Source organism: Phenylobacterium sp., from assembly GCF_004799515.1.
In the GTDB taxonomy this organism is placed as follows: Bacteria; Pseudomonadota; Alphaproteobacteria; order Caulobacterales; family Caulobacteraceae; genus Phenylobacterium.
This window is the reverse complement of record NZ_SSMX01000030.1, coordinates 214,950-226,295: the sequence shown is the minus strand read 5'-3', so window position 1 is coordinate 226,295 and position 11,346 is coordinate 214,950. Positions and strand designations below refer to the sequence as shown.

The following is an 11,346-nucleotide window of genomic DNA, read 5'->3' as shown; positions in this document are numbered from 1 at the left end:
GACGATGAGCGACACCCTGATCATCCACACCGCCGATGGCGACTTTAGCGCCTATGTGGCCCGGCCCACCTCGAAGACCGCGCCGGTGGTGATCGTCCTGCACGAGGTGTTTGGCGTGAACGCCGACATCAAGCAGACCTGTGAGGAGCTGGCCGCCAAAGGCTTCCTGGCCATCGCTCCGGACCTTTTCTGGCGCCAAGAGCCGGGCGTGAGCCTCAGCATGTGGTCGGACGCCGAGTGGCAAAAGGGCGTCGCCCTCTACACCGCCTACGACCGGGACCAAGGCGTGAAGGATATTCAGGCGGCGATTGAGGCGGCGCGCCTTATGCCGGGCTCCTCCGGCAAGGTCGCCATCCAGGGCTTCTGTCTGGGCGCCCTGATGGGCTTCCTCACCTCGGCGCGCGGCCAGGTCGACGCCGTCGTCGCCTATCATGGCGGCGACACCGAAAAGTACCTGGACGAAGCTCCCGCCATCAAAGCGCCGATGCTGATGCACCTCGCCGAGGAGGACGAGTTCATCTCCAAACCCGCCCAGGCGGCGATCAAGGCGGCGCTGGCGGGCAAGTCGAACGTCGAGGTCTTCAGCTATCCCGGCTGCAACCACGCCTTCGCCCGCCATACCGGTCTGCACTACGACGCTAAGGCCGCGGCCCTCGCGAACGGCCGAACATGGGCCTTCCTGGCCGACCGCCTGGCCCTCGCCAAAGCCACCTCGTCCGACGCTCAGGCCGCCGTGGTCTGACGCTCCCCTGATCGGGTGCGCCGTCAGCCTTTGAGCTGCCGGCGCACCTGCCTTCCGCTCCAGGAGTCTTCGTGATGGATCAAGCCGCCCGACTGCAAACCGCGACCGCTGTCGTCCAGGCCGTCTGCTCGATAATCCTGCTGGGCTGGTATGTGCTCGCGGCCCACCTTGAGCGCCGTCGCGTGCGGCTTGAGAAGGCCGACGACTTCAATGCTCTGGTGCGGCTATGCCGCGATCTCGGCCTCGAAGCGAAGGCCAGGACCGAGGCGCATCTCGATGACCTGAAGGCTCTTGGCGCCTGTGAAGATCTCGCCAACCTGGTGGCGGGTTGGCGTTCTGACATGACGATCGTCTACGTCTGCCTGAACGAGGTCCCACACTACGAAGTGCGAAATCCGGCCTTCAGCACGGCATTGACGCGGCTTTGGCTAGAGGTCGATTGCCGGACGATCGCACAAGATGCGTGCGACCAAGAGAGCGTCGCCGACATGATGCGGCGCAAGCTCGACCGGATCTGTCGCGAGGTCGACGCCATGGCGGCGTTACTCTCGGGACCTGCTGCGCCGTGCGCGCATCAGCGTCGCTTGGCGTCAGGGAGCCAACGCCGGGGTTATGACTACGAGCCGGCGGGCTTCGTCCGTGGCCAAGCTGCTCCGCTCGGCGCATCGGCCGCTGCATCAGCGTCGGCGTAAATTGCGCCCCACCGCGTGAATAAAAAACGCGGTCATCCGGCGGGGCGCAGGCATTTCAAGCGCCGCAATCCGCGACAGCGCTGCGGCAACGCTGCGACCGCGGGAGAACCAACCATGAATCGCAGGCCTTCGCAGGGCGGCGAAGGCCCTCGCATTCCCGGCAACGTTCTCGGAATGTTGCCCAAAATACACCGTCCTAAACACCGTCCTAATTCGAAAATTAGGACGGTGGCGATTGGTTGCTCGCCTTAGATCTTTGATTTTCCGCAAGAAATTGGCGCGCCCGGAACGATTCGAACGTCCGACCCTCAGATTCGTAGTCTGATGCTCTATCCAGCTGAGCTACGGGCGCGCACCGCCTGACGGCGAGGGCGCGGAACCTAGTCGCGGACGTGGCGAAGCGCAAGCCGCCGGGCGCCTAGAATTTCGTGAGCGGCAGTTTGTTGTCCGCACGCGCCGCGCCGCTATGGTGGCGCTGACCCCCAATCCGGAGCTGCCCGTCACGTGACCGTCGCCAAGCGTTTCCTGTCCCTCGGCCCCTCCGCTTTCTTTGTGGCCGCCGCCGCCGTCCTGGCCGTCTCCGCGCCAGCCACCCAGGCGCTGGCCGCCCCTGAGAAGGGCCCGACGGCCATGGTCGCCGCCGCCGAACCGGACGCGGTGGACGCGGGCCTGAAGGTGCTGAAGGCCGGCGGCTCGGCGGTGGACGCCGCGGTCGCCGTCCAGGCGGTGCTGGGCCTGGAGGAGCCGCAGAGTTCCGGCCTCGGCGGCGGCGCCTTCATGACCTACTACGACGCCAAGACCCGCAAGGTGACCGCCTACAACGGCCGCGAGACCGCCCCCGCCGCGGCGACGCCCGAGCTGTTCTACGGCCCGGACGGCAAGCCCATGCCCAAGGGCCAGGCGATCGTCGGCGGCCGCTCGGCCGGCGTGCCCGGCGCCATCGCCATGCTCTACCTGGCGCAGAGCCAGCACGGGAAGCTGGCCTGGAAGGACCTGTTCGGGGACGCCGAGCACCTCGCCGCCGACGGCTTCCACGTGCCCAAGCGGATGGCCGACGCCGCCGTCTCCGGCGCGCCCCAGGCCCGGCAGCCGGACGCCGTCGCCTATTTCACCAAGCCCGACGGGACCAAGGTGCAGGCCGGGGAGCTGATGAAGAACCCGGCCTACGCGGCGACCCTGAAGCGGCTCGCGGCGGAAGGGCCCAAGGCGATCCTGGAGGGCCCGATCGCCGCTGAGATCGTGGCCAAGCTTCGCGAGGGGCCTTACCCCACCGCCATGACGCTGAAGGACCTGGCGTCCTACAAGCCCAAGGCCACCCCGGCGGTTTGCCGGCCCTACCGCGAGTACACCGTCTGCGTGCCCCCGGCGCCGTCCGGCGGCCCGGCGGTGCTGGAGGGTTTGGGCCTCCTGCAGCGCACGGACATCGAGAAGCACCCCAACGACGTCCAGGGCTGGTACCTGTTCAGCCAGGCGAGCCGGCTGATGTACGCCGACCGCGACCGCTACTACGGCGACCCGGACTTCGTTTCCGTGCCCATGGAAGGCCTGCTGGCGGCGGACTACCTGGACGCCCGCGCCAAGCTGATCAATCCGGCCAGCGCCGGCCCGCCGCCCGGTCCGGGGACGCCGAAAGGCGCCGGGGTCCGCGCGCCCGACCGCACCCGGGAGCCCGGCGGCACCACCCATCTCGTGATCGTCGACAAGGACGGCAACGCCGTCTCCATGACCACCACGGTCGAGAGCATCTTCGGCGACGGCAAGATGGTCGCGGGCTTCTTCCTGAACAACCAGCTCACCGACTTCTCCTTCTCGCCGAAGGACCAGGACGGCGCCCCGGCCGCCAACGCGCCGGCCGGCGGCAAGCGGCCGCGCTCGTCCATGGCCCCGGCCATCGTGCTGGACAAGGAAGGCCGCTTCGTCGCCGGGGCCGGCTCGCCGGGCGGCCCGTCGATCATCGCCTTCAACCTCAAGGTGCTGGTGGGGCTGATGGCCTGGAAGCTGCCGGTGCAGGAGGCGATCAACCTGCCCAACCTCATCGCCTTCGACACCATCTACGCCTCGGAGCCGGCGCGCTATCCGCCCGGCGTGGTGGCTGGCCTGGCCGCCAAGGGCGTCGCCCTGCGCGGCGGCGGCTTTGGCGAGGGCTCCGGCGAGCAGGGGATCGAGATGACCCCAAACGGCCTGCGTGGCGGCGCCGACCCGAGGCGCGAGGGCGTCGCACGGGGGTATTGATAGGACGCCGTCGCAAAATCCTCCCCCTTTGGGGGAGGTGTCGCGGCGAGCGCAGCGAGACGTGACGGAGGGGGAAACTGGAAGCCCCGCTGAATACCCGCCAACGGGCCAGAGCGCTGCGCCGAACAATGAGCCTGCCAGAAGTGCTGATCTGGCGGAGGCTGAAGGGGCGCCGCACGGATGGGCTGCACTTCCGCAAGCAGCATCCTGTCGGTCCCTATGTGCTCGATTTCTATTGCGACAGCGCCAAGCTGGCGATCGGGATCGACGGCCAGAGCCATGGCGTTGGGGCCCAACCCGGTCGCGACATGCGGCGGGATCGTTGGCTGACGGCGCAGGGGATTCGCACGTTGCGACTGTCGGCTGCCTATGTCCTGCAATCGCTCGACGATGCGGTGCGGATGATCCTGCACGAGGCGGGAGGCGGCTAGGTTTCCCCCTCCGTCTGCCGATCGCTTCGCTCCGGCCGCCACCTCCCCCTGAGGGGGAGGATCTTGGAGGCATTGCGGCGATCTAGCCCTTCTTCGCCGCCGGCCCGCGGCGGCCCGGCGCGGCGGGCGGCGGGACGCCGGGGAGGCGCAGTTCGAAGACCGAGCCGTCGGGGCCGGTGGCGACCAGGGTCAGGTCGCCGCCGTGGCCCTGGGCAAGCTCGCGGGCGATGGCCAGACCCAGGCCCGTGCCGCCCGGCCGGCCGGATCCGGCGAAGGGCTGGAAGAGGCGCTCCTGCACCCGCTCCGGCAGGCCGGGGCCGTTGTCGGCGACGCGGACCAGGCTCGAGTCGCCGAGCCGGGTCAGGGTGACGGTGATGCGGCCGGCGGCGCGGCGTCCCTCCTGGTGCTCGATGGCCTCGCGGGCGTTGCGCAGCAGGTTGGCCAGGATGCGGTGCAGCTGGTCGGGATCGGCGCGGACCCGCTCGGCCTTGCCGATCTGGCGGGTGAGGCGGATCCGGTGCTCGGCGAGCCGGGCCTCGTCGGCGGCGGCGGCGACGGCGGCGGCCAGGACGATCGGCCGGGGCTCGGGAGCGGCCTCCTCGGACTTGCCGTAGTCCAGCACGCCGGAGGCCAGCTTCACCGCCCGGTCCAGCGCCCGCTCCAGGCGCGGCAGGGCCTGGCTGACCTTGGGGTCCTTCAGCGCCGCCAGCCGCTCCGAGGCGATCTGGGCGCTCGTCAGCATGTTCTTCAGGTCGTGGTTGATCTTGGCCACCGCCTCGCCGAGCGCCGCGAGCCGCGCGCGGGAGTTCAGCGCCACGCGCAGATCGGCCTGCATGCGGTCGAGCTCCATCTCGGCGCGGCCCACCTCGTCACGGCGGCCGGACAGCTGGACGCGCGCCTCGGGGTCCTCCGGATCGGCGCGGAACCGCTCCATGGCGTAGGTGATCCGCTGCATGGGCCGCACCAGGAAGAAGTTGAGCGTCAGGTAGACCAGGATGCCCGCCGCCGTGGAGACGAAGGCCGCCACCAGCACCAGCTTCCAGAGATAGGCGACCAGGCCGGCCTTCAACTCGGCGTCCGGCGCCACCACCTCCACGAAGTCGGCGTGCAGGAAGGTGGGGCTGGCCACCACGCGCACGAACCGCCCGTCGCCGCCGAACAGGGTCTGGAACGGCGCCAGCAGCCAGGACACCGGCGCCTGGGAGCGCAGGTCCACCACATAGGGCGTGCGCTTCAGCGCCGGGCCGCCCAGCACCAGGCGGCGCACCCCGTCGGCCTGGATGCCCACCCGGTTGACGCCGGCGCCCTCAAGGAGCTGCGCGGCGATCGCCTGGGAGACCTTGCGGTCCGGCGTGGCGTCGGGGGTCAGCGAGGCGAGCTCGGCGGCGCGGATGCGGTCCAGCAGCCATTGCTGCTCGAAGGAGGCCAGCGCCGGCGGCAGGGCGAAGGCGGCGGCGGCGGCCACGAACAGGATGGTGAGCGTCAGCAGGCGCGCCGAGAGGCCGCCCGGCCAAAGGAGGCGGGGCCGTCTCGGCCGGTCGGTCTCCTGCGGCGTGGGGGCGGCGTCCGCCATGATCCTTCCGAGTTAATCCAGCCGCGCCGCTTCGGCAACGCGACCGGATGGCCCCTGCAAGCCCCGCGCCGCCCCTATCGCGCGCCCACGGCCTCGCCCAGGGCCGCAAAACCGTCGGCCCGCAGGCGCGCGGCGAGCTCGCGTTTGATCCGCGTCACCAGGCCCGGCCCCTCGAAGACCAGGGCCGAATAAAGCTGCACGGCGCCCGCGCCGGCGCGGATCTTGGCGTAGGCGTCGGTCCCGCTGGCGATCCCGCCGACCCCCACCAGCGCCAGGCGCCCGGCCGCGGCCTGCGCGAATTCGGTCAGGATCTGCGTGGAAAGCGTCATCAACGGCGCGCCGGAGAGCCCGCCCGCCTCGCCGGCCGACCGCGACCTGAGGCCCGGGCGCGAGACGGTGGTGTTGGAGACCATGATCCCGGCGAGGCTATTGGCGACACAGGTCTCGACGATCGCCTCGACCTCGCCCGCCTCCAGGTCCGGCGCCACCTTCAGGAACATCGGGACCCGGCCCGCCGCCGGCAGGGCGTCGGCCGCCTCGGCGAGCCGGCCCAGCAGTTCCTCCAGCGCCGCCCGGGTCTGCAGGGCGCGGAGGCCCGGCGTGTTGGGCGAGGAGACGTTGATGGTGAAGTAGGAGGCCAGCCCCCAGAGGCGCTTCAGGCCGATGACGTAGTCTCCGATCCGGTCGGCGGCTTCCTTGTTGGCCCCGATGTTGGCGCCGACCACGCCGATGTCTGACGCTGGGGGTCCACGCTTCGCCAGGCGCTCTGCGAAGGCCTCCAGCCCGCGGTTGTTGAAGCCCATGCGGTTGATCACCGCCCGGTCCTCGCTGAGCCGGAACAGCCGCGGGCGCGGATTGCCGGACTGCGGCAGCGGCGTCACCGTCCCGCACTCCACGAAGCCGAAGCCGGCGCGCAGCATGGGGCCGAACACCTCGGCGTCCTTGTCGAAGCCCGGCGCCAGGCCCACGGCGTTGGGCAGGCTGAGCCCCGCGAGCGAGGTCGCCAGGATCGGGTCGTCGCCCCCATCGGCCGGCCCCAGCCCCAGCTTCAGCCCGCGGATCGCCCAGCCGTGGGCGTCCTCCGGATCGAGGCCGCGCAGCGCGCGGGTGGCCAGGCCATGCAGGCTCACGCCAGCGCGCCCAGGATCGGGACGCCATCCGCGCCCAACGGCGCATCGGCGACGCCACGCACTTGCGCAACGTCGAGGACGCCGTAGAGGTGCGGGAAGAGATCGCCGCCGCGCGAAGGCTCCCAGCGGATCGCCGCGCCCAGGTCGAGGGCCTCGACTTCCAGCACGACGAGTTCCTCGCGGCCGGCGAAGTGGCGCCGCGCGGTCTCCCGCGCCTGGGCGGCGGTGGAGAAGTGGATGTAGCCGTCCTGGAGGTCGATGCCGGAGCCTTCGAACCGGCCCGCCGCGAGCGCCTGCTCCCATTCGGCGCGGGGCAGGATCTTGTAGATCCGGCTCAAGCGCGGTCCGGGAAGAACAGGCCGTCGAAGGCCGGGCGGCCGGCGGCGTCGAACAGGAAGACCGCCGCCGCGGCGGTGGGGAACTGGCGGCTGGCGCGGGCGATCAGCGAGGGCGGCGCCGCGCCCTCGGTCAGGAGCCGCACGGTGAGTTCCTGCAGGCCTGGATTGTGGCCCACCACCATCACCGTGCCGGCCTGGGCGCCGGCCCGCTCGGCCTCGCGCCGCACACAGCCGGAATCGGCGTGATAGAGCTCGTCCTCGAACCGGGCGCGAGCCTTGGGGAAGTGCGCTTCGGCCGCGGCCCAGGTCTCCCGCGTGCGCGCCGCGGTCGAGACCAGCACCACGTCGGGCAGGAAGCCCAGGTCGGCCAGCTGGGCGCCCGTTTCGGCGGATTCGGCGACCCCGCGCGGGGCGAGCCTGCGGTCGAAGTCCTCGCCGCTGGCGGACTCCGGTTCGGCCTTGCCGTGGCGGAAGAGGATCAGCCGGTCCATCGACGCTCCCGTGCGTGCCCCGTCATAGCGGCGCCCGCGTCGGCTGCGAAGCCATTGACTTGGGGTGGGCTTGGCGGTTCCAAGGCGCAGATGGACGCAGGCGCGGACCCCAGCCCTGAGAGCGAGACCGGCGGCGGGACCTGGCGCTTCCCGGCGGGCAAGCCGCTACGCCTGGATTCCGGCGCGACGCTCGCCCCCCTGGAGATCGGCTACAAGACCTATGGCCGGCTGAACGAGACCAAGACCAACGCGGTGCTGGTCTGCCACGCGCTCACCGGCGACCAGCACGCCGCCTCGGTCAATCCGCTGACCGGACGGCCCGGTTGGTGGGATCAGGTGATCGGCCCTGGCCGGCCGCTGGACCCGCAGCGCCACTTCATCGTCGCCACCAATGTGGTGGGCGGCTGCATGGGCTCGACGGGCCCAGCCTCGACCAACCCCAAGACCGGCCAGCCCTACGGCCTGGCGTTCCCGATGATCACCATCGCCGACATGGTCCGCGCCCAGGCCATGCTGATCGAGGCCTTGGGCATCGAGACCCTGTTCGCGGTGGTCGGCGGCTCCATGGGCGGCATGCAGGTCCTGCAGTGGGCGGCGGACTATCCGGAGAAGCTGTTCAGCGCCGTCTGCATCGCCGCGGCGCCCCGCCACTCCGCCCAGAACATCGCCTTCCACGAGGTTGGCCGCCAGGCGATCATGGCCGATCCCGACTGGAAGGGCGGGGCCTATGAGGCCGCCGGCGTGCGGCCGGAGAAGGGCTTGGCGGTGGCGCGGATGGCCGCGCACATCACCTACCTCTCCGAGGCCGCCCTGCAGCGGAAGTTCGGCCGCGAGTTGCAGCGCGACGGCCTTTCCTGGGGCTTTGACGCCGACTTCCAGGTGGAGAGCTACCTGCGCCACCAGGGGACGAGCTTCGTCGACCGCTTCGACGCCAATTCCTACCTCTACATCACCCGCGCGCTGGACTATTTCGACCTGGCCGCACGGCATGGCGGGACCCTGGCCGAGGCGTTCCGCAAGGCGCGCGGCGTGCGCTTCTGCGTGCTCTCCTTCTCCTCCGACTGGCTCTATCCGACCGCCGAGAGCCGCGACATCGTCCGGGCCCTGAACGCCGCCGGCTGCCGCGCCAGCTTCGCCGAGATCGAGACCGACAAGGGCCACGACGCCTTCTTCCTCGACGAGCCGCTGTTCGACGCCGCCCTGCGCGGCTTCTTCGCCTCCGCCGCCCTGGCGCGGGGGCTAGGTTGAGCGCCCCCAGGAGCCAGAACGGGCGAGAGGACTTCACCGAGATCCTGCGCCTGGTGCGCCCGGGCGCGCGGGTGCTGGACGTGGGCTGCGAGGACGGCGAATTGCTGGAGCTCCTCACCCGCGAGAAACGCGTCGACGGCCAGGGGCTGGAGATCAGCCCGGCCGGCGTCTCGGCCTGCCTCGCCAAGGGCCTGGCGGTGGTGCAGGGCGATGGCGACCGTGACCTCGACCACTTCCCGACCCGGGCCTTCGACTACGCCATCCTCTCGAAGACCCTGCAGCAGATGCGCGAGCCCCGGCACGTGCTCTCCGAGCTGCTGCGCATCGCCGACCAGGCGATCGTCTCGGTCCCCAACTTCGGCCACTGGCGGATGCGGGTCTCGTTGATGGCGCGCGGCCGGATGCCGGAGACCCGCGCCCTGCCCGATCCCTGGTGGTCGACGCCGAACATCCACCTCTGCACCCTGCGCGACTTCATCGACCTCTGCCGCGAGTTGGACCTCAGGGTCGACGCCTGCGCGGCGCTGTCGGCGGGCAAGCCGGCGCGGCCGATCCGCCCGGACGGCGTCTTCGAGAACTGGCGGTCGGAGACCGCCCTTTTTCTCCTGAGCCGCCGGCCGGAGGACCGCTCGCACGAGGCGCCCACGGACCTGTTCGGCGAGGTCGCCCTGCCGAAGCCGGAGCCCGCGCCGCGTCCGCGCGGTAAGCGCGCCAAGGTTTAGGCGCGCTCGACCTTGGCCTTGATCGCCCCCAGCGCCGTCCGCATCAGCTGGGCGTAGGCGCTGTCGAGGAAGGCCAACCGCAGCAGCCAGCGCCCGACGCCGCCCAGATTCCCCGGGAAGACGTCGCCGCGCAGCCGGAACGCGTAGGTCCAGACGATCTCCGTCCGCCCGCCCGCCAGGGCCACAAACCGGAACTCGCCCAGGGCGTAGGCGATCGGCTTGGCCGCGGCGGTCGAATAGTCCCAGACCTCGTAGCGGAAGCGCTCGCCGGGGATCGCCTCCAGCACCTGCTCGGTGGTCTGCGAGCCGTCGCTGAGATGCACGTGGCGCCGCCCGCCGACCGCGCCCCAGGGGCCGGGCGTCAGGGGCGTCACGCCGGTCACACCGGGCAGACGGCGCGTCTGCGGGATCATGTCCCGCAGCGGACCCAGGACGACATAGGCGTAAGCCGCCTCTGGCCGGCGCTCGACGACGATCCGCTCGGTCCGCGCGATCATCGGCGCGAGCGGGTCTATGGCGGGCGGCGGCGCGAGCGGAGCTTCGGCGGTCATCGGCGCCTCCTGGCCGGTCAGCGGTTGCGGGTGAGGATCCGCGCCAGCCGCTGGGTCGGCTTCTCCACGAGCCAGAAGGTCACGCAGGCCGCCGCCAGTGACGCCGCCGCCGACAGCGGGATCCCGAAGGTCAGCGGCAGATGGTGCTGCGTCAGGACGATCAGCAACTGCCAACCCACCAGCCCGTGCATCAGATAGACCGAATAGCTGGTGTCGGACAGGAAGCGCACGATCGGCCACTGCGGCAGCTTGATGTGCATCAGGGCCACAAACAGCAGGAAGGCGTAGGCCACCGAGATGAAATAGGAGTTGGTCACCACCAGGAAGCCGGGCTGGATCGCGCGCAGGCCGTAGAGGAAGACCGCGCAGGCCGCCGCCAGGTAGGCGAAGCCCCAGATCCACGACAGCCGCTTCTTCTCCAGCCACCAGTAGACGATCTGGCCCATCACCAGCACCGGCAGATAACTCGCCACCGTGGCCAGGAGGGCGAAGTCGGGGCCGAACGCGCCGCGCTTCCAGATCACCAGGGCGGAGAAGACCAGGTTGAGCGCGATGCGGTGCGGCGAGCGGCGCATGAACTGCGTCAGCGCGGTGATGGCGTAGAACACCACCTCGATGATCAGAGTCCAGGCGACCCCCAGCAGCACGACCTGCGGCGCGATCAGATAGTTGATGAGGCTGAAGTTCAGCAGCACCTGCCCCAGGGTGGGCCGCACGGTGGGCAGGCCCAGCGCCATCGACAGCAGCACCGCCAGGATCACCATCGGATAGATGCGCAGCACCCGGCGCACGATGAACTTGTAGGGGCTTTCCACCGCGGCGCGGTCGCTGATGATGAAGCCGCTGATCAGGAAGAACAGGGCGACGCCGAACCAGCCGAAGTCCTGGATGACCCCGAGCGGCCCGGTGATGTTGTCGCGCACCCAGTGCGCCGGGATAAATGGGTGGCCCAGGGCTTCCGGCACGATGTTGGCCAAGTGATCCCAGACCACCAACCAGGCCGCCACGGTCCGGAGATAGTCCAGGAAGACATAGCGGCCTTCCGATTCTGAGCGGCTTCCCGGTTCCGGGCTGTCCTTGGCGGCGACCATCGGCCCTTGTTAGAGGCCGCGCTGTGTTTCGCCAACGCTTCAGGTCGGAAACGGCGCCGACACCGTCCTGTCCATTAATTAACGTGACCGGCCGGCCGGTTGCCT

Annotated in this window: 12 protein-coding genes and 1 tRNA gene; 6 read left to right on the top strand and 7 right to left on the bottom strand. The window is 70.5% G+C overall.

Annotated elements, in window-relative coordinates; translation table 11 throughout:
- Positions 1 to 4 precede the first annotated feature (4 nt).
- On the top strand, positions 5 to 742 hold the full coding sequence (locus tag E8A49_RS14295) for a dienelactone hydrolase family protein (RefSeq protein ID WP_293382438.1): 738 nt from the start codon (positions 5 to 7) through the stop codon (positions 740 to 742).
- 74 nt (positions 743 to 816) lie between these two features.
- Positions 817 to 1,434, top strand: a complete 618-nt coding sequence (locus E8A49_RS14290; protein ID WP_293382435.1) for a hypothetical protein — start codon at positions 817 to 819, stop codon at positions 1,432 to 1,434.
- A gap of 275 nt (positions 1,435 to 1,709) precedes the next feature.
- Here E8A49_RS14290 and E8A49_RS14285 read toward each other — a convergent pair.
- Positions 1,710 to 1,786 (bottom strand) — tRNA-Arg (locus E8A49_RS14285).
- 152 nt (positions 1,787 to 1,938) lie between these two features.
- Between E8A49_RS14285 and E8A49_RS14280 the strand changes: the two genes are divergently transcribed.
- Both E8A49_RS14280 and E8A49_RS14275 read left to right on the top strand, forming a co-directional pair.
- Positions 1,939 to 3,666: a gamma-glutamyltransferase family protein gene (locus tag E8A49_RS14280; RefSeq protein ID WP_293382432.1), complete on the top strand. Its 1,728-nt coding sequence runs from the start codon at positions 1,939 to 1,941 to the stop codon at positions 3,664 to 3,666.
- A 128-nt stretch (positions 3,667 to 3,794) separates the two neighbouring features.
- Positions 3,795 to 4,097: an endonuclease domain-containing protein gene (locus E8A49_RS14275; protein WP_293382429.1), complete on the top strand. Its 303-nt coding sequence runs from the start codon at positions 3,795 to 3,797 to the stop codon at positions 4,095 to 4,097.
- 82 nt (positions 4,098 to 4,179) lie between these two features.
- On the opposite strand, the gene E8A49_RS14270 is transcribed toward E8A49_RS14275, so the two are convergent.
- From E8A49_RS14270 to E8A49_RS14255, 4 genes are all read right to left on the bottom strand, one after another.
- Positions 4,180 to 5,670, bottom strand: a complete 1,491-nt coding sequence (locus E8A49_RS14270; RefSeq protein WP_293382426.1) for a HAMP domain-containing sensor histidine kinase — start codon at positions 5,668 to 5,670, stop codon at positions 4,180 to 4,182.
- 74 nt (positions 5,671 to 5,744) lie between these two features.
- On the bottom strand, positions 5,745 to 6,800 hold the full coding sequence (locus tag E8A49_RS14265; RefSeq protein WP_293382423.1) for a quinone-dependent dihydroorotate dehydrogenase: 1,056 nt from the start codon (positions 6,798 to 6,800) through the stop codon (positions 5,745 to 5,747).
- Positions 6,797 to 7,138 (bottom strand): DUF952 domain-containing protein, encoded by a 342-nt coding sequence (locus tag E8A49_RS14260; protein WP_293382421.1) that lies wholly within the window; start codon positions 7,136 to 7,138, stop codon positions 6,797 to 6,799. The genes E8A49_RS14265 and E8A49_RS14260 overlap by 4 nt, the downstream gene beginning before the upstream one ends.
- Entirely contained in the window at positions 7,135 to 7,629 is a 495-nt protein-coding gene (locus E8A49_RS14255) for a histidine phosphatase family protein (protein ID WP_293382418.1), read from the bottom strand. Before E8A49_RS14255 ends, E8A49_RS14260 begins: the two co-directional genes overlap by 4 nt.
- A gap of 90 nt (positions 7,630 to 7,719) precedes the next feature.
- On the opposite strand from E8A49_RS14255, the gene E8A49_RS14250 reads away from it, so the two are divergent.
- Together E8A49_RS14250 and metW are read left to right on the top strand one after the other, a co-directional pair.
- On the top strand, positions 7,720 to 8,877 hold the full coding sequence (locus tag E8A49_RS14250) for a homoserine O-acetyltransferase (protein WP_293382415.1): 1,158 nt from the start codon (positions 7,720 to 7,722) through the stop codon (positions 8,875 to 8,877).
- A complete protein-coding gene (metW, locus tag E8A49_RS14245) occupies positions 8,874 to 9,599 on the top strand; it encodes a methionine biosynthesis protein MetW (RefSeq protein ID WP_293382412.1) in 726 nt (241 codons plus the stop codon). Before E8A49_RS14250 ends, metW begins: the two co-directional genes overlap by 4 nt.
- On the opposite strand, the gene E8A49_RS14240 is transcribed toward metW, so the two are convergent.
- Positions 9,596 to 10,150 (bottom strand): SRPBCC family protein, encoded by a 555-nt coding sequence (locus E8A49_RS14240; protein WP_293382409.1) that lies wholly within the window; start codon positions 10,148 to 10,150, stop codon positions 9,596 to 9,598. The two genes, metW and E8A49_RS14240, sit on opposite strands and share 4 nt — an antisense overlap.
- Before the next feature lie 17 nt (positions 10,151 to 10,167).
- Complete coding sequence (locus E8A49_RS14235; RefSeq protein WP_293382407.1) at positions 10,168 to 11,241, bottom strand: acyltransferase; 1,074 nt, start codon at positions 11,239 to 11,241, stop codon at positions 10,168 to 10,170.
- Between the last annotated feature and the right edge of the window lie 105 nt (positions 11,242 to 11,346).